Here is a 17,790-nt window from a genome sequence, read left to right on the forward strand (position 1 = left end):
CCCCCCCTCGCCCCCCCCGGCCCCCCCCCCCCCCCCCGCCGGGGCGCCGCCGCGGACGCGGCGAAGCCGCTCGCGGCGTCGCACGGGACCCGGCGAGCCGGGGTGGGGCCCCGACGAGCTTCGCTCGGCGGGGCGGGGGACGCAGTCCCCCGTTTATCGGACTGCTTTCAGCGCAGTCTTGAGATCGGTGACGCCGAAGAAGACGGTGGTCTTCCGGGCGGGCGCCGTCCCGATGAACACGTGGGTGATGTCCACGCCGGCCTTGCCGATCGCGGTCGCCGCGCGTCCGAGGGCGCCCGGCTTGTCGGGCAGCTCGAGCTCCAGGACCTCCTGCTCCTCGGCCGGCCAGCCGCGCTTCGCGAGCACGCGCTTCGCAGCGGCCGCGCGGTCCACCACCATCCGCACGACGCCCTCGTTCCCCTCGACCCAGGCGTTCACCGCGCGCAGGTTCACCTGCTTCTCGCCCAGCGCGGCGGCGATCTCTCCCAGCATGCCCGGCCGGCTGGGCACGCGGATCTTCAGCTCCTTCGCTCTCGGCATCGTCTTCCTCCCGACCCGACATCGCAGCGCGCTGCGCCGCTCGGGGCAAGCTCACGCAGAGGGTGCGACTCTTCGTGCGCGCCGCCCTCGCGGAGACCCTCCCCATGGAGGGTCGGGCGTTCGCGGTAGATCGCTCGCCACAGTCACCGTGAGTCACTCGCCGGCCGGACACGGGCCGGGGGTCCACCCCCGGTGCGGGTCCGTCGGACGGGCGACAGGCGCCCGCCTGCACCGCTGCCTACCTTCCGAGCCATCCAGCCTTCGCCGGCCGTGTGCCGGGACATTGGGGGAAGCATGCAGTCGAGATCGCTCGCCGGCCTGATGCTCGCCGCGCTCGTCGCGGCCTGTTCCAGCTCGAGCCCGAGGAATGACCCGAAGCCCTGCAGCGAGACCTGCTCCGCGCCGAACCTCTGCGTGCGGGAGGTGTGCAGCCCACCCTCCTGCACGGACGGCGTGCGCGACGGCGGCGAGTCCGACGTGGACTGCGGCGGCGCCTGCGCGCCGTGCCCGAGCGGCGGCGCCTGCACCGTGCCGGGCGACTGCGACTCCGGCGTCTGCTCGGGCGGCGCGTGCGCCGCGCCGACCTGCTCGGACGGCGTGACCAACGGCGCCGAGTCCGACGTGGACTGCGGCGGCGCCTGCGCGCCCTGCCCGGACGGCGCGGGCTGCGAGGGCGCGGGGGACTGCGCGTCCGGCGTGTGCGTGTCCGGCGCGTGCGCCGCGCCGACCTGCGGCGATCTGGTGAGGAACGGTGACGAGACCGGCACCGACTGCGGCGGGCCCACCTGCGCCTCGTGCCCGAACGGCGGCGGGTGCGGCAGCGGTGCCGACTGCGCCTCGGGCACCTGCGCCGGCGGCATCTGCGTGGCTCCGAGCTGCACCGACGGGAAGCTGAACGGGGACGAGACCGGCACCGACTGCGGCGGCACCTGCCCGCCGTGCGGCGCGGGGCAGGCCTGCGGCGTCCCGGCCGACTGCGCCTCGCAGGTGTGCACCGGCGGCGCGTGCCAGGCGCCGTCCTGCACGGACCTCGTGAAGAACGGCGACGAGAGCGACGTGGACTGCGGCGGCAGCGCGTGCGCGGGCTGCGTCGACGGGTTCTCCTGCGGGGCTCCCGCCGACTGCGCCTCGGGGAAGTGCATCGCCGGCGTCTGCTACCCGCAGTTCTGCGGGAACGGGCGGCTGGACGGCGACGAGACGGACGTCGACTGCGGCGGGTCGTGTGCTCCTTGCGGCGACGGCGGGGCCTGCATCACCCCCGAGGACTGCTCCTCCGGCGTCTGCGCCGGCAACGCCTGCCAGGCCCCGACCTGCAGCGACGGCGTGAAGAACGGCGCCGAGACGGACGTGGACTGCGGCGGACCGACCTGCAATGCCTGCACGACGGGCTACCAGTGCGCGACCGGCACGGACTGCACCTCCGGCATCTGCGCGGACGGCGCCTGCCAGGCCCCGACCTGCGCCGATCAGGTGAGGAACGGGTTCGAGACCGGCGTGGACTGCGGCGGCTCCTGCGCCGGGTGCGCGGACGGCGGGCCCTGCAACGCCGGCCCTGACTGCGCGTCCGGCGTGTGCACCGGGAACGTCTGCCAGCCCCCGACCTGCACGGACGGCGTGAAGAACGGGGCGGAGACCGGCAAGGACTGCGGCGGCGGTACCTGCGCCGCCTGCGCGAACCGCGAGGGCTGCGCGAGCGACGCGGACTGCGCCTCCGGAGTCTGCGCGAGCGGCGTGTGCGTCGCCCCGACCTGCACGAACGGCCAGCCCGATCCGGGCGAGACCGGCCTCGACTGCGGCGGCCCGGATTGCGCTCCGTGCGGAGACGGCGGCGGCTGCGGGATCGGGAGCGACTGCGCGTCGAGCGTCTGCACGGGCGGCGTCTGCACGCCGGCGACCTGCGCCGACGGGACGAAGAACGGGAGCGAGAGCGACGTGGACTGCGGCGGCACGTGCCCGGACTGCGGCGCGAGCCGGGCCTGCGCCACCGCGTCGGACTGCGCCTCGCGGGTCTGCGTGAGCGGCGTGTGCCGCGCGCCGGCCTGCACGGACGCCGTGAAGAACGGGAGCGAGAGCGACGTGGACTGCGGCGGGACCTGCCCGCAGTGTCCGCTGGGCCGGACCTGCACGACCCCCGCCGACTGCAACGCCGGCGCGTGCGTGGCCGGCAAGTGCTCCGCCTCGAGCTGCGTCGCGCTGAAGCGCACCGGGCTCAAGTTCCCCACCGGCACGTACCCCATCGCGCCGAACGGGACCTCCGCGCTCACCGCCTACTGCGACATGCGCACGCTCGGCGGCGGCTGGACGCTGGTCCTCCGCTCCACGCGCGGGGCGGAGTATCCGGCGAGCCTCGCCTACACGCAGTCCTACTCGGACTGGCTCACGTCCGGCGTGGGGAGCCCGGTGGTCGCGCCGAAGGTGCTCTCGGACCAGTACGTGTTCCCGCTCGAGGAGCTGCGCCGCCTCACCCTCCTCCGGAACGCGTACCTGCGCTTCTCCGCGGACGGCGTCACGCAGGTCGCGCGGCTCCGCAAGGCGAGGCTGGCCGCGGACTACGCCATCGCCGGCCAGAACGCGCTCGCGGTCGCCGAGGCGCTGTGCGGGCCGCAGTCCACCACGAGCTGCTTCCTGCGCGATCGCGGGATGCCGTTCGCCGCGCCGGGCAGCCCGGCCGGCCCGGCCGACGCGTGCGTCGCCGCGAACGGCGGCGTCGGGTTCTGGTACGACCCGAACGGCTGCTACTCGCACGATCCGTTCCGCGTGGAGGACGGGGCGGCGTTCTCGGGGACGACGGCGGCGCCGGCGACGCAGCACTGGACGTGGTGGGTGCGCTGACGGCGAGCAGCGTCCGGGACGGCGCCCTGCCGCCCCGGGCGCTCTGGCCGCGCGCGGTGGCGGGCGCGCCCCTCACGCTCGGTGGGCGGGCGCGCCGACCACCTCGCGGAACGCCGCGGGCATCGTCACGACCCGGCGCGCCGCGTAGTCGAAGAAGACGATCCCGGTCTTCACCCGCGCGATCTCCTGCCCCGTCGCGACGTCCGCGATCCGGTACAGGAGATCGCAGCCGCGCGTCCGGACGTCGTCCGCGGCGAGCTCGACCGCGAGCGTCATGCCGTACCGGCCCTCGGCCCGGTACACGATGGCCGCGTCGACCATGATGATCCCGGCGCCCGCCACGTCGAGCTCCGTGAAGCCGTGGGCCGCGAGGAAGCGGACGCGCGCCTCGTGCGCGATGGAGAGGACGGCGTCGTTGCCGAGGTGGCCGCCGTAGTTCACGTCGCCGATGCGGACGGGGAGCTCGGTGCGGAAGAGGAACGTGTCCGGGAGCGCGATCTCGACGCGGGCCATCGCCCACCCGTACCGCGAAAGCGCCCGCGCGGGCGAGGACGACCGTCGCCGGCGGCAGCGCCGCGCGTGAGACGGGAGCTCTGCCGAGGTATGGCGCGCGCGTGACGGCAAACCCTCCCCGCCCGCTGCGCGTGCGCCTGCCCGTCCGCCCGGCGGCGCTGACCGCCGCCGCGTTGTCCTGGCCCCCGCTCCCCGGGTAGGCTGCCGCGCGCATGATCCCCATCAGGTGTTCGCTCCTCGTCGCCGCCCTCGCCCTGGCCGGGCCCGCGCTCGCGCAGTCGTACCTCATGAAGCCGGGCGCGGAGACGGCGGCCAGCGGAGAGGCGGCCCCGGGGGCCGGGACGAAATCGACGGCAGGCTGCCACTGCTTCCGCGATCGCACCTTCGAGCTCGAGCGCCCGGCCGCAGCCGACCCGTACATCCTCGCGACGACGCGCAGCTCGCTCCTCTCCGCGGCGTTCGGTCCCGGCAAGGCGAGCCTCGTCCAGGCGGTGATGACCGGGACCGCGCCCGAGGACCTGTGGATCGCGCACTTCGCCGCGGCGCGATCCGGCGGCGATGCGGGCGCGCTGCTCGAGGCGAAGGGCGCGAAGGGCGCCTGGAAGCCGGCGCTCGCGGGCGCGAAGGGGCTCGACGGCCCGTTCGCGGCCGCGCTCGCGCGCGGCGCGCCGGATCGAGAGCTCGCCGGGATCGCCGTGGACGACGTGCTCGTCCGCCGTGCCGGCGCGAGCGCGGAGGCCGTGCGCGCGGTGCGGCAGGCGGGCGCGTCCACGGAGGAGACGATCCTCGCCACCGTCCTCTCGAGGAAGCTCGGCTCCCCGGCCGTGCCGCTCGTGCAGAAGGTCCGGAGTGGCCAGGCGACCTGGGGCCGCGTGCTGAACGACGCGGGCCTCGTGCCGAAGCAGATGGACGGGATCGTGCGCGAGATCGTGCGCTGATCCTGGTGCGCGGCGCTGCCCGTTCACGCGGCGCGCCCGTCCCGCAGGGCGCGGGCTCGCTCGCGCGCGCGCCGGAGCGGCTCGGGCATGAGGGTGCCCAGCGTCGTCGCCAGGACGAGGCCCGCCGCGACGTCGGGCGTCGTCCGCCACGCCGCGTGCGCCACGATCGGCCGGACGCCTCGGCGGATCCGCAGCCAGCACGCGAGCTCCTCGCCGTCGCGTGCGAGCGGAGCCCGCGCGCCGGCGCGGTCCTCCGGCGGTGGTCCCGCCGCGACGAGCGGTCTCTGCGTCACGCCGATCGAGGGCACGTCGAGGATCGCGCCCAGCATGACGGCGAGCCCCGCGCCGCGCGGGTGATCGCGCCCGGCCGCGTGGACGAGGAGCACGTCCGGGGGCTCGGGCAGGGCGGCGACGGCCGCGGCGAGGAGCGGCCCCTCGCGCAGCGCGAGCAGCCCGCTCTCGAACCCGGCGCCGAGAGGACCGCTCGCGTCCCCGTACACGAGCACGCACGGCGCCCCGGCGCCCACCTCCACGAGCGCAGCGGCGGCGAACCCGTCCTCGCCCTCGCCTCCCGTCCTCCCGCGCCCCGCGACGAGGGCGCAGCCGGCGACGCGGAGCCGCTCGCCCTCCCACCGCCACGGCGGCGGGCGCGTCCGACCGAGCGACGCCTGTGCCGCCTCGAGCTCCGCCCGCGTGCGCGGCCAGGCCGGCGGCGAGGCGGTGCTCAAGGCTTCTTCTTCTGGTACGTCCCCATGAGCCGCGCCTCCTCGAGGACGTGCCCCTTCATCGCCGCCTCGAGCTTCGCCTTCGTCGGGTGTCCGAGATCCGGCAGCGCGGTGTCGAGCGCATACAGCTTGAAGAAGTAGCGGTGCCGCCCGATGGGCGGGCACGGGCCGCCGTAGCCGGTCCGCTTCCAGTCGTTCGTCCCCTCGCGCGCGCCCGCCGGCAGCGCCTTCGCCTGGGCGGCCTCCGGGAGGCCCTTCGCGTCCGGCGCGAGCCCGTAGAGCACCCAGTGCACGTAGGTCATCTTGGGCGCCTTCGGGTCCGGCGCGTCCGGATCGTCCACGATGAGCGCGAGGCTCTTCGCGCCGGCCGGGATCCCCGACCACGCGAGCGCGGGCGAGGTGTCCTTGCCCTCGCACGTGTGGACGAGCGGGATCTCGCCTCCGTCCTCGAACGCGGTGGAGCGGATCGACATCGCCATGGCGCCTCCCCTCTCTCCCGCCGCGGTGATCGACTCCGTCGCCGCGGCCACGAGCACCCCTCGGCGCACCCGCGCCCCGGGCGTCACAGGTTGACCGTCTTCATCCCCGCCTCCGGGTAGCGCTCACCGGCGGCGGCCCCCTTCGGCGCGATCCGATCGATGCGCGCGAGCTCCTCCGGCGTGAGCCGGATCGAGGCGGCGGCGACGTTCTCCTCGAGGTACTTGCGCCGCTTGGTGCCCGGGATGGGCACGAGGTCCTCGCCGCGCGCGAGGACCCAGGCGAGCGCGAGCTGCGACGGGGTCACCCCGCGGCCCTCGGCGAGCTTGCGGACGTGCTCCACGAGCTCGAGGTTCTTCGCGAAGTTCTCCCCCTGGAAGCGCGGCGCGTTCCGCCGGTAGTCGCCCTCGGGGAGGTCGGCGGGCGAGCGGAACCGACCCGAGAGGAAGCCGCGGCCGAGGGGGCTGTAGGCCACGAAGCCGATCCCGAGCGCGCGCACGGTCGGGAGGATCTCGTCCTCCGGGTCGCGGCTCCAGAGCGAGTACTCGGACTGGAGGGCGCTGATCGGGTGGACGGCGTGCGCCCGCCGGATCGTCGCCGGCGCGGCCTCGGAGAGGCCGAGGTAGCGCACCTTGCCGGCGCGCACGAGCTCCGCCATCGCGCCCACGGTGTCCTCGATGGGCACCGTCGGGTCGACGCGGTGCTGGTAGTAGAGGTCGATGACGTCCACCCCCAGCCGCCGCAGCGACGCGTCGCACGCGCTGCGCACGTAGTCCGGCTTGCCGTTCACGCCGACCCAGGTCCCGTCCGCGCGCCGCTCGTTCCCGAACTTCGTCGCGAGCACCACGCGATCGCGCCGGTCGCGGATCGCCCGCCCGACGAGCTCCTCGTTCTTGAAGGGGCCGTACATGTCGGCGGTGTCGAGGAAGTCGACCCCGAGCTCGAGCGCCCGGTGGATCGTGGCGATCGACTCCGCCTCGTCGCCTGGGCCGTAGAACTCGCTCATCCCCATGCAGCCGAGGCCCATCGCCGACACCGAGAGCCCCTGCTTCCCGAGCCTGCGCTTCTGCATTGCCCACCTCCGACGTGGAGTGGTGCTCCCGTCGCCCGCCGCGCGCAACCGCCGTCGTGTCGCAGCGCCGGCGGTCGGGGGACGTGCGGCAGGCGCGCCGGTTCCTTATCACTCCGGCGAAGGACCCGGAGGCAGGATGGACATCGACCCCATCGCGGTGATCGGCGCGCTCGTGCTCACGCTCCTCGGCGTGCTGCTGACGGGCCCCGGGCTGTGGAGCGAGAAGTGGGGCTGGGGGATGCTCGACCGGCGCAAGGACGAGCGGGAGAAGCCCATCGAGTGAGCCGCCTGGGGCCCGCGGTCGCCGTCAGCGGACCGGCCGCGCCGCCTGGTAGCGCCGGTTGAAGCGGATCGACGACCAGAGCGAGAGCCCGATGAACGCCGCCCCGACGAGCCCGGTGAACGCCTCCGGCACGTGCATGGCGGTGCCCATGAACATGAGCAGCGCGAGCGCGCCGATGGCGTAGAACGCGCCGTGCTCGAGGTAGCGGTACGACGCGAGCGTGCCGTGCTCGACGAGCATCACCGTCAGGCTCCGGACGAACATGGCCCCGATGCCGAGGCCGATGGCGATGATGAAGAGGTTGTTCGTGAGCGCGAACGCGCCGATGACGCCGTCGAAGCTGAAGCTCGCGTCGAGCACCTCGAGGTAGAGGAAGCTCGCCGCGCTCGCCCGGTGGACGTTTCGCATCGCCTCCTCGCCGACCTCCATCGCCGTGCCGATCCCGTCCACGGCGATGAACGTGACGATCCCGAAGATCCCGGCGACGAGGAACGCCTCGTGCTCGCCGGCCGGGACGAACCGCGAGAACCCGTAGATGACGAGCAGCATGAGGCCGAGCTCGGCGGCGTCGACCTTGCCGAGCTTCGCGAGCCCGATCTCGAGCCCCCGCAGCCAGTGGATCTCCTTCTCCTCGTCGAAGAAGTACCCGAGGCAGACCATGCCGAGGAACGCGCCGCCGAACGCGCCCAGCACGGTGTGCGCGCTCGTCAGGATCCGGGCGTACTCGGTGGGATCGAGGGCCGCGAGGCGCAGCGCCTCCTGCGGCCCGACGCGCGCGACGACGCTCACCACGAGGAGCGGGAACACGAGCCGCATCCCGAACACCGCGATGGCGATGCCCCAGGTGAGGAAGCGGTGGCGCCAGACCGGCGTCATGTCCCGGAGCACCGTGGCGTTCACCACCGCGTTGTCGAAGGAGAGCGACGTCTCGAGCACGCCGAGGACCGCCACGATGAACACCGTCCCGAGCACCCCGGCGACCGTCCCGTGGTAGTAGACGCCGAGCGCCGCGCCCGCGAGGAGCGAGACGGCGGTGAAGACGAGCGAGCCTGAGAAGAAGCGGAGGGTCTCGGAGCGGGAGTTGGCCATCGCGGGAGGAGCCGCGCGGCCGGCGGCGCGACGGGGCGCATCATGCCGCTCGGCGGGCCGGCTGGCAACGGACGGCGGCGGGCGCCGCCGCGCCGTCACAGCCCGCGGATGGGCTGCCCGAACGTGAACTCGACGAGGTGACCGTCGGGATCGCGGACCATCGTGACGTACCCGATGTCACCGCCCCCGTCGAACGGCGGCTCGGCGAGGATGCCGAGCCGCGCGCCCTCCGCGGCGATGCGGTCCACCTCGGCGCGCGCGTCGCACTGGAACCCGAGGTGGTCGAGCCGGAAGTCCACGCGCGTCAGGTAGAGCACGAGCACGAACGCGGGCGTGCCCTCGGGGCGCGCGGCCGGCGCGAGCCACACGGTGTGCCCGTCCGGCCGGCCGTCCCGGACCACCTCCAGGCCGCAGAACCGGCGGTAGAAGGCGATCGAGCGCTCGAGCTCCGCGACCTTGACGACCACGTGCGTCCAGCGGGCGGCCATGACCGCAGTATCTCCGCGGCGCGGCGAATGTCACCCGCCTCCGCTCCCTCGCGCGGCCCGCTCCGCTCCATGACCCCGGCGCCGGGCCGGGGCGCCGCTCGCTCCCGGCCCGCGGACCCCGGCCCCGGGTTATCGTCCCCCGCGCATGCCCGACGATCCCACGCGCCCGCCCCTCGCGCCGCGCCGCACCGTCCACGCGGGCGACGGGGTCGCCTGGCTCGAGGCGGCCTCGCTCCCGGCGGACCACGCGATCGTCACCTCCCTGCCGGACGCGTCCGAGCTGCCCGCGCTCGGGCCCGAGGGCTGGCGGGGCTGGTTCGTCCACGCGGCGGAGCGCGCCTGCCGGGCGGTCGCGGACGAGGCGGTCGCGATCTTCTACCAGACCGACGTGAAGCGGGACGGGCGCTGGGTGGACAAGGCGTTCCTCGTGCAGCTCGCGGCCGAGCGCGCCGGGAGCGGGCTCCTCTGGCACAAGATCGTGTGCCGCGTGCCGCCCGGGACGACCACCTTCGGCCGCCCCGCCTACGCTCACCTCCTCTGCGTGAGCCGGGGCCTGCGGCTCCTGCCGGGCCGGTCGTCGCCGGACGTCCTCCCCGTCCCGGGCGCGATGACCTGGGCGCGGGCGATGCCGCTCGAGGCGTGCGCCGCGGCCGCGCGGTTCCTCCGCGCCCACACCCGCTGCCGGGCGGTGGTGGACCCGTTCTGCGGCCTCGGGTCGATGCTCGCGGTGGCGAACGCGCACGGCCTCGACGCGATCGGCGTCGAGCTCTCGCGGCAGCGCGCGGAGCGGGCGCGGGCGCTCGCCCTGCCCGCCGCGTGACCTCGTCGCCGCCTGCCTCCGCGAGCCGCGCGGCCCCCCGCCACGCCCCCGGGCGTCGCGCGCAGGAACCCGCCGTGCCTATCGAGCGCGCCCGCGGCGCGGCCTCGCCGCCACGAGCGCCAGCTTCTCTGCGCGCGTGAGCCGCTTCAGGGCGGCCTCGCGGCGGAGCGCCGCCGACCGATCCCCGGCCCGCTCCGAGTACACGAGCACCACCGGCAGGCGCGCGCGCGTGTAGCGGGCGCCCTCCCCCGCGGCGTGCCTCGCCAGGCGGCGCGCGACGTCGTTCGTCGCGCCGGTGTAGAGCGAGCCGTCGCCGCAGCGGAGGACGTAGACGTGCCAGGTCGGGGCGCGGCGGGGCATCGACGAAAGCCCCTAGCACGAGCCGGAGCCCGCGTCAGCCGCCCGGGGTGCCCGCGCTCGCCGCCGGGGCGGGGCGGGGCCACGCCGCGAGCACCTCGCGGATCCGGGGCAGCGCCGCGCGGGCCGCCTCCATGCCCGCCCTGATCGCCGCGTCCTTGCGGTCGAAGTCGACGAAGCCCACGTCCTCCACGGCGGGCTGGATCGTCACGTCTGCGATCCCCCGGAGCTCCTCGGCCTCGGCGCGCGACACGAGGTTCACGACCCGGAAGATCACCTCGACGAAGTTCCTGGGGGTCGCCTTCGGCTCGAGCGCGGCGAGGTCCACCGCGATGACCACGTCCGCGCCCAGCTGCCGCGCGACGTCCACGGGCAGGTTCCGGACGACGCCGCCGTCCACCAGCACGCGCCCGCCGAGCCGGACGGGCTCGAGCACGCCCGGGATCGCGCACGACGCGCGCACCGCGCGCGCAACGTCCCCCTCGTGGAGCACCACTCGATCGCCGGTGTCGAGATCGGTCGCGACCGCCGCGACCGGGACGCGCAGGGCCTCGAACCTCCGCGCGTGGACGTGGTCGCGCACGAACCGCTCGAGCCGGTCCCCCGTCGCGAGCCCCTCGCCGAACAGCGCCGGCGCAAGGGAGAAGTCGAAGAAGTCGTGTCGGTCGAGGCTGCGCGCCATCCGCTCGAGGGCGTAGCTGTTGGGCTGAGCCGCGTAGACGGCGCCCACGAGGCTCCCGACGCTCGTCCCGACGATGAGCTCGATGGGCACCCGGGCGTCCTCGAGCACGCGGATCACGCCCACGTGGGCGAAGCCGCGGGCGCCCCCGCCTCCGAGGACGAGCGCCACCCGTGGCGGCTGGTCGTCGAACGGCGCGGGCGGCACGTCGGGCAGCGGCGGCGCCGCGGTGCGGCAGGCGACGAGCGTGAGGAGCACGGCGAGCGCGCGGGGGGCGAGCCGCGGCGCGGAGAGGCGACGGCGGCGCGCCCCGCTCGACCGGGCGCTCACCGCCCGAGCTCCTTCAGCACGGGTGGATCGACCTCGCCCTCCGCGAGCACCCGGTGGCAGAGATCGCAGTCCTGGGAGATCGTCCGGCCGTCCTCGGCCGCGTGCGCCTCGTCGTGGCAGCGGAAGCAGCCCGGGGCCTCCTCGTGCCCGACGAACGAGGGGTACGTCCCCCACCCGATGCGCATGCTGGGCCAGACGTTCGTGGCGTACACGTCGCCGAGCGCCGCCGCGGCCGCCTCGATCGCGTCGCTCCGGGAGCGGGCGACGTCCGGATGCTCCCGGGCGTAGAAGGCGCGCAACCCGTCCCGGATCGCGGCGCGCGCGGCCTCGTGGGACGGGTGCTCCTCTCGCACGAGCCGCACCCCCTCGCGCCGGACGAACGGCAACGCGCGATCGATCCGTCCCGCGACGATGGCGGCGTCCACCTCGCGCTCCGGGGTGCCGAACACGTGCGTCGGCCGGTTGTGACAGTCGACGCAGTCCATCGTCCGCCACTCCCCGCCGGCGCCCTCCACCGGCTCGGGCGCGCGGAAGGTGCGCCGCGTGCCATCGGCGAGCGTGAGCTCCACCGCCCCGATCCTGCTCCGGGAAGGATCCGCCTGGTAGCGCACCTGCACGCCGGGGCGGACGTGCCAGTGGACGCCGCCGCCGCCCTGCTCTCCGCCGCCGACGTGCACGACGAGCACCGTCCGCCGCGGTGTGCTCGCCGCGTCGTCCGCGTGCGAGGTGCGCACGCGCAGCCGGTCGCCGACGAACCGGGTCGGCCAGTGGCAGCGCTCGCACGTGTCCCGCGCCGGGCGGAGGTCGTGGACCGGCACCGGGATCGGGCGCTCGTACAGGTCGAAGGTCACCGACACGAGCTGCCACGCGCCGGACAGCTTCGACTTCACGAACCAGGGCGCACCGGGCCCGATGTGGCATTCCACGCACGCGACGCGCGCGTGGTTCGAGCGCTGGTACGCGGTGAACTCCGGATCCATCACGCTGTGGCACGACCCGCAGAACGCCGGCGAGTCCATCACCTCGACCGCCCCGAACGTCGCGAGCGCGACGATGACCACGTTCACCACCGTCAGCGCGGCGATGAAGAGGACGCGCCTGCGGGTCGCGGGGTGGTTGAGGTCGACCACCGGCAGCGCCGGCTCCTCGCCGCCTCCGGCGCGGCGGCGCCGCGCGAGCCAGTCGCCGAGGGGGATGAGGAGGAGCCCGACGACGAAGACCCCCGGCAGGATCACGAACGCCAGGATCCCGAGGTAGGGGCCGCCGTGATACCCGACCAGCCCGAGCGCGAGCAGGGTCACGACGAGGATGCCCGCGACGGTGGCGGCGATCGCGCCCGCGAGCCCGAGCGGACTGCGCGTGAGATCCGCGAACAGGCGCCTCATCTCCCCTCCCCGGCGGCGTGTCCGGCGACGCCGCCGCCATCATGCGTCCGCGGCCGCCGGCGCTGGTCGCGCGATGGCGGCTCCGGTGGGGAGGACCCGGCGGGTGCGACGGGATGGCAGGCTGCCGCGGGCAGTAGCATGCACCGCAGCAGGTCTCGGCGGCCTCAGGCGGACGTGCGGAGGACCGGCGTTTCCGCGGCCTCGAGCCCGAGCTCGAACCAGAACCGGCTCCCGACGCCCACCTCGCTCTCGACGCGCAGCTCGCCGCCCATGAGCGCCACGAGCTGGCGGCTGATCGCGAGCCCGAGGCCGACGCCGGCCCGGGCGCTGCGCGCGGAGGCCCCCTGGCGGAACGGCTGGAACACGCCCTCGAGCTCCTCCGCTGCGATGCCGGCCCCGGTGTCGCTGACGGCGAACGAGACGGCGGACCCCGCCGCGCGGACCTCGAGCGCGACCTCGCCCCGCGCGGTGAACTTGACCGCGTTCCCCAGCAGGTTGAGCAGCACCTGCCGGAGCCGCACCTCGTCCGCGAGGACGTAGGTCGGCAGCCCTGCGCCGACGTCCACCTTGAGGTCGAGCCCCTTCTCGTCCGCCTCCAGCCGGACGAGCTCCCCGGTCGTGCTGGCGAGCTCGTGGAGGTGCGTCGTCCCGAGCCGCAGCTCCAGGCGCCCCGCCTCGATGCGCGACAGCTCCAGCAGATCCTGCACGAGGTCCAGGACGTGCGCGCCGCTCCGCCGGATGACGGCGGCGTGCCCGAGCGCCCGCGGCCCTGAGCTCGCGTCGCGCTCGAGCAGCCACGCCCGGCCGAGGATGGCGTTGAGCGGCGTGCGGACGTCGTGGCTCATCCGGGCGAGGAAGTCCGACTTGGCCCGGTTCGCGTCGTCGGCGGCGCGGCGCGCCTGCTCCGCCACCTCATGCGCCTCACGGAGCTTCGCCTCGCCCTCCCGGAGCGCTGCCACCTGGCGGTCGAGCTCGGCGGTGCGCTCCGCGACCGTCTCCTCGAGCGCGTCCCGCGCCTCACGCAGCCGCGCCTCGCCGCGCCGCCGGTCCTCGTCGAGGACGGAGAGCGCGAGGAGCGGCAGCGCCGTCGCGACGAGGAAGAGCTGGAGCGCGAGGACGTTGTGGGCCGGCGAGGCGCCGGTGAACGGCCCGAGCCCGTGGCGCGTCGCGGCGAGCGCGAGCAGCGCGACCGCGGAGACCGCGGTGCTCGCGCCGAGCGTGCCGAAGCGGATCGCGGCCCAGAGGAGCAGCGGGAGCGGCAGGTAGAGCGCGCCGGGCCACGCGCTCTCGCCGGCATGGTGCCAGAACGCGAAGGCGACCGCGACGGCGAGCCCGGCGCAGAGCGCGAGCGCCTCGGCGACGCGGCGGGGGCTCCCCGGCGAGCGCCAGGGGCGCCGCGCGAGCCAGAGCAGGATCGTGGGGGTGAGCGTGAGGTGCGCGAGCGCGTCCCCCAGGAACCAGCGGCCCCACGCAGTGCCGTAGGCGGAGCCGGCGGCGACCGCCGCCGCCGCCCCGGGGAGCGCCGCGACCGCGGGCGCGAGGAGCACCGCGAACACCGCGAAGCGCGCCGCGACACCGATCGTGACGGTGGAGGCCGGGCAGCCGGCGCGCCGCAAGAGCCACGCGGCGACGACCACCTCGACCGCGTTCGCCGCCGCGAACCCGGCCGCGGTCGAGGACGGGAATCCCATGACGAGGTCGGACGCGAGCTCCGCCAGGACGACCGCCGCGAGGAGGGCCGCCCACCGGCGCCGGGGCGAGCGGAGCAGCGCCACGAGCGCGAGCGTGTTCGGCACCCAGAACGCAGCGATCGACTCGGCGCCGACGTTGAAGGCGGAGCCGAGGCGCGCGGCGAGGAAATACCCTGCGAGGAGGGCGAACGGACCGACGACGGCGCGGACGGACGGCAGGGGAACTCGGGGCATGCTCGCTCGGGCTCGCGGTGGCGCTCGGCGCGGGGAGCGCGGTTCCTAACGGCGCGAGGGCGCGGGCGCGAGCCGCGACGCCTCCCGTGCCCACGGTACGGTCGAAGCCTTAGCCCGAGGCTGCGCACGGACCGGGCGGACGAGCGCCACCCGGAGTCGCACACCGCGCGGACGCGAGCGCCGCGCGTTGTCCGGCCCCGATCGCGTCGGCAGCTTTGGGAGCGACACGAGGGAGGGACGACATGGACGAGAAGGTTCGACCCGGCCAGGCGGTGGAGGGCGAGGGCAGCAGGGAGGCGGACCGGCACTACCGCGAAGGCGTGCGAGAGCACCTGCGCAAGGGCCACGTCGAGGAGGAGGCGGAGCGGGCGGCGCGGGAGGTCGCCGAGCGACCGGACGAGTTCCGGCGTGCCGAGGAGGAGGGGAAGAGGCGCAGCGCCGGCGATCTGCCGGAGGACCTCGAGCGCTGAGCTCTCCGCCCACCGCTCGCCCTTCGATGGCCTGAGGGCGAGCGGTCCTCGATCCGCGCGGCGAGCCTGTCGAAGCACGAGCGCGGAGCGGGCACGCGGGCGGTCCGGCCTCGGTCGGACCGCCCGCTCGCCCTTTCGGCCCGTCCCGGGTCAGCGCACGAGCCGCAGCGTCGAGGCCGGCTCGACGATCCCGAGCAGGAAGAGGACCCAGAGCGCCACCCAACCCACGAGCAGCACCACCGCCGCGACCGCGTCGGGCGTCACGGCGCTGGCCGCCCGCCGCGCCGCCGCGAGCGTCGCGCGACCCGCGGCGCGTTCGATCGCGCGTCGGGTGCGGCGGCGAGGCGGCTCGGGGGTAGCGGCACGGCGCCCCGGGGCCCACGCGCCGGGGACCCACGTGGGCGGTGAAATACGGCTTCCGGCAGGCGACGTCATCGTGCACTCCTTTTCGGGATCCGCGCGCGCCGCGCGGTACGTTCGAGGAGAGGTCTAGCGATGGCGAGGGCACCGCTGAACGCGCAGCCGAGCACCGCCCCCGCGCACGAACGCGCGGGCCGGCTCGACTGGGGCAACCTGCGGTTCTTCCTCGAGCTCTCCCGCTCCGGCAGCCTCTCGCGCGCGGCGCAGCGCCTCGCGGTGGACCGCAACACCGTGGCGCGCCGGGTCGCGGCGCTCGAGGAGGAGCTGAAGCTCCCGCTCTTCGAGCGCGGCCCTCAGGGCTGGATGCGGACGGCGGCCGGGGACGAGCTGGCCGCCCTCGCCTCCCGGATCGAGGAGGACGTGCTCGCGCTCGCCCGGCACGTGGACGCGCGCGACCGCGCCATCGCGGGGACCGTGCGCCTCACGACGGCGATGCACCTCTCGGCGCACCTGCTCGTCCCGGCGCTCCCCTCCCTGCGCGAGCGGCACCCCGCGCTCCTCCTCGAGATCGCCGCCGATCAGCGCACCTTCGACCTGAGCCGCCGCGAGGCGGACCTCGCGCTGCGGATGGGCCGGCCGCCCGACGCGGGGCTCGTCACGCGCAAGCTGTCCGACGTCGCCTACGGGCTCTACGCCGGGCGTGCGTCCCCGGCGGCCCGGCGCGGCGAGGTCGATCTCGCGGGGGATCCGTTCCTCGGCCTCGACGACTCGCTCGCGAGCTCCCCCCAGGAGCGCTGGCTCGCGCGCGTCGCGCCGCAGCGCCACATCGTGTTCCGGTGCAACAGCACCGCCTCGCTCCACGCCGCGGTGCGGATCGGGATCGGCGTCGCGGTCCTGCCCTGCTTCGTGGCCGAGGGCGACGCCGGCCTCGTCCGGCTGGACGCGCCCGAGCCGCCGCACCACGAGCTGTGGCTGCTCGTGCACGGCGATCTCCGCCGCACGCCGCGCGTGCGCGCGGTCATCGACTGGGTCGACGCGCTCGTCGCCGCGGCGCGGCCCGCGCTGTGCGGGCCCTGACCGGCCTCACCGCGCGGCAACCGCCTCGGCGACGCCACCGGTCCTCGCGACGGGCTCGATCATGCATCAGAGCGGGAACGCGAGCCGCACGCCGATCATCGCCGTCGGGTCGAGGTAGCCGACCTCGAGCCCGAACGACACCGCCCGCGCCACGAGGCCGAAGCCGACCGCGGCGTGGAGCTTGAGGGCGTCGTCGTCGTCGAACACGATCCACGGCCCGGCGAGCCCCTCGACGTACAGGCGGTCCATCCGCACGCCCAGCTTCACGTCGAGCGGGACGCCGACCCGCGACGGCTCGGAGAGGAGCATCGCACCGAAGCGCGCGCCGACGGAGAGGTGCCGGGCGAGCGGCGTCGCGACGCCGAGCGTGAGCTGGAACTCGCCGATCTCCGGGTCGAGCAGGTAGTCCGCTCCGAGCCCGAGGGCGACGGAGGCGTCGGCCGGGCGCGCCCAGGCGAGGGCGGCGGCGACGGCGAGGGAGGCGACGAGGGCGCGGCGGACGGTCATGGAGAGGCTCCTGCGGTTCATGGCCGCAGGGCGGCCGATCGCCCGCCATCCTACGCAGCGAGCGACCGCAGCAAAGGCACCGCGGTCGGTGTCTCGGCGCTCATGTGCGGAGCGCGGCGGGAGCCGAACCAAGTGGGTCGCGGTTGCACCCCTCGCGTGCTACTAACGTTTTCCGCCCATTCGAACCCGGAGCCCTGAATGTCCCTTGCTCGCCGTCTCGCCGTCGCAGCCGTGCTCTCCACCCTCGCCGCCCCGGCGCTCGCAGCGCCCGCCCCCGCGGCGAAGCCGGAGGCGGCCAAGCCGGCCGCCAAGCCCGAGGCGGCGAAGCCGGCCGCCCCCAAGCCCGAGGCCGCCAAGCCCGTCGAGCTGAAGCCCAGCGCCGGCGAGCTCGCCCGCGTCCTCATGCCGAAGAAGACCTGGGAGGCGGGGCTCGGTGCGCTCTCCAAGAACGTCCAGGCCCAGATGCAGATGCACCCGGGCGCCAAGCTCGAGTACCCGAAGGACTTCGACAAGCAGGTCCGGTCCGAGCTCGAGGCGGCGCTCCCCTACGACGCGCTGCTCGACCTGCACGCGAAGGAGCTCTCCGCGGGCTACACCGAGCCGGAGCTGAAGGATCTCCTCGCCTTCTACAAGACGCCGACCGGCCAGAAGTCGCTCGAGGTGATGCCCACCGTCTCGCAGAAGATCGCCATGCAGACGCAGCAGCGGGTCCAGGCCAAGATGCCCGAGATCATGGAGCGGCTCGCGGGCAAGGTGAAGGGGCCCGCCGGCGCGAAGACGAGCCCGCACGGCGCGATGCCCCCCGGCCACGGCGGAGCGGCGCCCGCGCCCCAGGCCGCGACCCCCGCGACCCCCGCGACGCCGCCGGCCAAGCCGGCGAAGTGACCCCGCGGCGGAGCCGCCGCCGCGAGCTTCTGCGGCGG

At 75.4% G+C, this 17,790-nt stretch carries 19 protein-coding genes; 7 read left to right on the forward strand and 12 right to left on the reverse strand.

The features are described 5' to 3' along the window. Window positions 1–153: 153 nt before the first annotated feature. Window positions 154–540, reverse strand: coding sequence for an ACT domain-containing protein (locus MLV88_RS05555; RefSeq protein WP_242335106.1), 387 nt, complete (start codon window positions 538–540; stop codon window positions 154–156). 294 nt (window positions 541–834) lie between these two features. On the opposite strand from MLV88_RS05555, the gene MLV88_RS05560 reads away from it, so the two are divergent. Then, on the forward strand, window positions 835–3,372 hold the full coding sequence (locus MLV88_RS05560) for a fibrinogen-related protein (protein ID WP_242335105.1): 2,538 nt from the start codon (window positions 835–837) through the stop codon (window positions 3,370–3,372). A gap of 72 nt (window positions 3,373–3,444) precedes the next feature. Here MLV88_RS05560 and MLV88_RS05565 read toward each other — a convergent pair whose 3' ends face one another. Continuing rightward, complete coding sequence (locus MLV88_RS05565) at window positions 3,445–3,885, reverse strand: acyl-CoA thioesterase (protein ID WP_242335104.1); 441 nt, start codon at window positions 3,883–3,885, stop codon at window positions 3,445–3,447. 212 nt (window positions 3,886–4,097) lie between these two features. Here MLV88_RS05565 and MLV88_RS05570 point away from each other — a divergent pair, with 212 nt between their 5' ends. Next, window positions 4,098–4,823: a hypothetical protein gene (locus tag MLV88_RS05570; RefSeq protein ID WP_242335103.1), complete on the forward strand. Its 726-nt coding sequence runs from the start codon at window positions 4,098–4,100 to the stop codon at window positions 4,821–4,823. Window positions 4,824–4,846: 23 nt separating this feature from the next. Here MLV88_RS05570 and MLV88_RS05575 read toward each other — a convergent pair whose 3' ends face one another. The 3 genes from MLV88_RS05575 to MLV88_RS05585 all read right to left on the reverse strand — a co-directional run bounded on the left by MLV88_RS05575 (window position 4,847) and on the right by MLV88_RS05585 (window position 7,097). Continuing rightward, entirely contained in the window at window positions 4,847–5,551 is a 705-nt protein-coding gene (locus MLV88_RS05575; RefSeq protein ID WP_242335102.1) for an endonuclease V, read from the reverse strand. Beyond that, a complete protein-coding gene (locus MLV88_RS05580) occupies window positions 5,548–6,027 on the reverse strand; it encodes a YbhB/YbcL family Raf kinase inhibitor-like protein (RefSeq protein WP_243337006.1) in 480 nt (159 codons plus the stop codon). The genes MLV88_RS05575 and MLV88_RS05580 overlap by 4 nt, the downstream gene beginning before the upstream one ends. Before the next feature lie 83 nt (window positions 6,028–6,110). Continuing rightward, window positions 6,111–7,097, reverse strand: a complete 987-nt coding sequence (locus MLV88_RS05585) for an aldo/keto reductase (RefSeq protein WP_242335100.1) — start codon at window positions 7,095–7,097, stop codon at window positions 6,111–6,113. Window positions 7,098–7,233: 136 nt separating this feature from the next. Here MLV88_RS05585 and MLV88_RS05590 point away from each other — a divergent pair, with 136 nt between their 5' ends. Next, window positions 7,234–7,380 (forward strand): hypothetical protein, encoded by a 147-nt coding sequence (locus tag MLV88_RS05590; protein WP_242335099.1) that lies wholly within the window; start codon window positions 7,234–7,236, stop codon window positions 7,378–7,380. Between the two features lie 24 nt (window positions 7,381–7,404). Here the strand turns inward: MLV88_RS05590 and MLV88_RS05595 are convergent, their stop codons facing one another. Together MLV88_RS05595 and MLV88_RS05600 are read right to left on the reverse strand one after the other, a co-directional pair. After that, window positions 7,405–8,469, reverse strand: a complete 1,065-nt coding sequence (locus tag MLV88_RS05595; RefSeq protein WP_242335096.1) for a DUF475 domain-containing protein — start codon at window positions 8,467–8,469, stop codon at window positions 7,405–7,407. Between the two features lie 95 nt (window positions 8,470–8,564). After that, window positions 8,565–8,957 (reverse strand): VOC family protein, encoded by a 393-nt coding sequence (locus MLV88_RS05600; RefSeq protein ID WP_242335093.1) that lies wholly within the window; start codon window positions 8,955–8,957, stop codon window positions 8,565–8,567. A 145-nt stretch (window positions 8,958–9,102) separates the two neighbouring features. Here MLV88_RS05600 and MLV88_RS05605 point away from each other — a divergent pair, with 145 nt between their 5' ends. Beyond that, window positions 9,103–9,777: a site-specific DNA-methyltransferase gene (locus tag MLV88_RS05605; RefSeq protein WP_242335090.1), complete on the forward strand. Its 675-nt coding sequence runs from the start codon at window positions 9,103–9,105 to the stop codon at window positions 9,775–9,777. 78 nt (window positions 9,778–9,855) lie between these two features. Here the strand turns inward: MLV88_RS05605 and MLV88_RS05610 are convergent, their stop codons facing one another. The 4 genes from MLV88_RS05610 to MLV88_RS05625 all read right to left on the reverse strand — a co-directional run bounded on the left by MLV88_RS05610 (window position 9,856) and on the right by MLV88_RS05625 (window position 14,453). Beyond that, entirely contained in the window at window positions 9,856–10,137 is a 282-nt protein-coding gene (locus MLV88_RS05610; protein ID WP_242335087.1) for a GIY-YIG nuclease family protein, read from the reverse strand. Window positions 10,138–10,171: 34 nt separating this feature from the next. Then, entirely contained in the window at window positions 10,172–11,143 is a 972-nt protein-coding gene (locus MLV88_RS05615) for a patatin-like phospholipase family protein (protein WP_242335084.1), read from the reverse strand. Next, the gene (locus tag MLV88_RS05620) at window positions 11,140–12,528 is read right to left on the reverse strand and encodes a NapC/NirT family cytochrome c (protein ID WP_242335080.1); all 1,389 of its coding nucleotides are present in this window, start codon (window positions 12,526–12,528) and stop codon (window positions 11,140–11,142) included. The genes MLV88_RS05615 and MLV88_RS05620 overlap by 4 nt, the downstream gene beginning before the upstream one ends. Window positions 12,529–12,692: 164 nt before the next feature. After that, window positions 12,693–14,453: an MASE1 domain-containing protein gene (locus tag MLV88_RS05625; RefSeq protein WP_243337008.1), complete on the reverse strand. Its 1,761-nt coding sequence runs from the start codon at window positions 14,451–14,453 to the stop codon at window positions 12,693–12,695. A 242-nt stretch (window positions 14,454–14,695) separates the two neighbouring features. Here MLV88_RS05625 and MLV88_RS05630 point away from each other — a divergent pair, with 242 nt between their 5' ends. Then, window positions 14,696–14,923: a hypothetical protein gene (locus tag MLV88_RS05630; RefSeq protein ID WP_243337009.1), complete on the forward strand. Its 228-nt coding sequence runs from the start codon at window positions 14,696–14,698 to the stop codon at window positions 14,921–14,923. 495 nt (window positions 14,924–15,418) lie between these two features. Continuing rightward, window positions 15,419–16,360: a LysR family transcriptional regulator gene (locus MLV88_RS05635; RefSeq protein ID WP_243337010.1), complete on the forward strand. Its 942-nt coding sequence runs from the start codon at window positions 15,419–15,421 to the stop codon at window positions 16,358–16,360. 66 nt (window positions 16,361–16,426) lie between these two features. Here MLV88_RS05635 and MLV88_RS05640 read toward each other — a convergent pair whose 3' ends face one another. Then, window positions 16,427–16,867: a hypothetical protein gene (locus MLV88_RS05640; RefSeq protein ID WP_243337011.1), complete on the reverse strand. Its 441-nt coding sequence runs from the start codon at window positions 16,865–16,867 to the stop codon at window positions 16,427–16,429. A gap of 198 nt (window positions 16,868–17,065) precedes the next feature. On the opposite strand from MLV88_RS05640, the gene MLV88_RS05645 reads away from it, so the two are divergent. Further along, window positions 17,066–17,752: a DUF2059 domain-containing protein gene (locus MLV88_RS05645; protein WP_242335069.1), complete on the forward strand. Its 687-nt coding sequence runs from the start codon at window positions 17,066–17,068 to the stop codon at window positions 17,750–17,752. Window positions 17,753–17,790: the final 38 nt, after the last annotated feature.

The sequence above is a fragment of the Anaeromyxobacter soli genome, assembly GCF_022808855.1.
Classification (GTDB): Bacteria; Myxococcota; Myxococcia; order Myxococcales; family Anaeromyxobacteraceae; genus Anaeromyxobacter; species Anaeromyxobacter soli.

Excerpts from the sequence above, each read along its gene's own strand:
- MLV88_RS05645 (WP_242335069.1), top strand. The coding sequence starts at position 17,066 with ATGTCCCTTGCTCGCCGTCTCGCCGTCGCAGCCGTGCTCTCCACCCTC.
- MLV88_RS05635 (WP_243337010.1), top strand. The coding sequence starts at position 15,419 with ATGGCGAGGGCACCGCTGAACGCGCAGCCGAGCACCGCCCCCGCGCAC.
- MLV88_RS05610 (WP_242335087.1), bottom strand. The coding sequence starts at position 10,137 with ATGCCCCGCCGCGCCCCGACCTGGCACGTCTACGTCCTCCGCTGCGGC.
- MLV88_RS05590 (WP_242335099.1), top strand. The coding sequence starts at position 7,234 with ATGGACATCGACCCCATCGCGGTGATCGGCGCGCTCGTGCTCACGCTC.
- MLV88_RS05570 (WP_242335103.1), top strand. The coding sequence starts at position 4,098 with ATGATCCCCATCAGGTGTTCGCTCCTCGTCGCCGCCCTCGCCCTGGCC.
- MLV88_RS05585 (WP_242335100.1), bottom strand. The coding sequence starts at position 7,097 with ATGCAGAAGCGCAGGCTCGGGAAGCAGGGGCTCTCGGTGTCGGCGATG.
- MLV88_RS05605 (WP_242335090.1), top strand. The coding sequence starts at position 9,103 with ATGCCCGACGATCCCACGCGCCCGCCCCTCGCGCCGCGCCGCACCGTC.
- MLV88_RS05640 (WP_243337011.1), bottom strand. The coding sequence starts at position 16,867 with ATGACCGTCCGCCGCGCCCTCGTCGCCTCCCTCGCCGTCGCCGCCGCC.
- MLV88_RS05560 (WP_242335105.1), top strand. The coding sequence starts at position 835 with ATGCAGTCGAGATCGCTCGCCGGCCTGATGCTCGCCGCGCTCGTCGCG.
- MLV88_RS05600 (WP_242335093.1), bottom strand. The coding sequence starts at position 8,957 with ATGGCCGCCCGCTGGACGCACGTGGTCGTCAAGGTCGCGGAGCTCGAG.
- MLV88_RS05595 (WP_242335096.1), bottom strand. The coding sequence starts at position 8,469 with ATGGCCAACTCCCGCTCCGAGACCCTCCGCTTCTTCTCAGGCTCGCTC.
- MLV88_RS05630 (WP_243337009.1), top strand. The coding sequence starts at position 14,696 with ATGGACGAGAAGGTTCGACCCGGCCAGGCGGTGGAGGGCGAGGGCAGC.
- MLV88_RS05580 (WP_243337006.1), bottom strand. The coding sequence starts at position 6,027 with ATGGCGATGTCGATCCGCTCCACCGCGTTCGAGGACGGAGGCGAGATC.
- MLV88_RS05625 (WP_243337008.1), bottom strand. The coding sequence starts at position 14,453 with ATGCCCCGAGTTCCCCTGCCGTCCGTCCGCGCCGTCGTCGGTCCGTTC.
- MLV88_RS05620 (WP_242335080.1), bottom strand. The coding sequence starts at position 12,528 with ATGAGGCGCCTGTTCGCGGATCTCACGCGCAGTCCGCTCGGGCTCGCG.
- MLV88_RS05565 (WP_242335104.1), bottom strand. The coding sequence starts at position 3,885 with ATGGCCCGCGTCGAGATCGCGCTCCCGGACACGTTCCTCTTCCGCACC.
- MLV88_RS05555 (WP_242335106.1), bottom strand. The coding sequence starts at position 540 with ATGCCGAGAGCGAAGGAGCTGAAGATCCGCGTGCCCAGCCGGCCGGGC.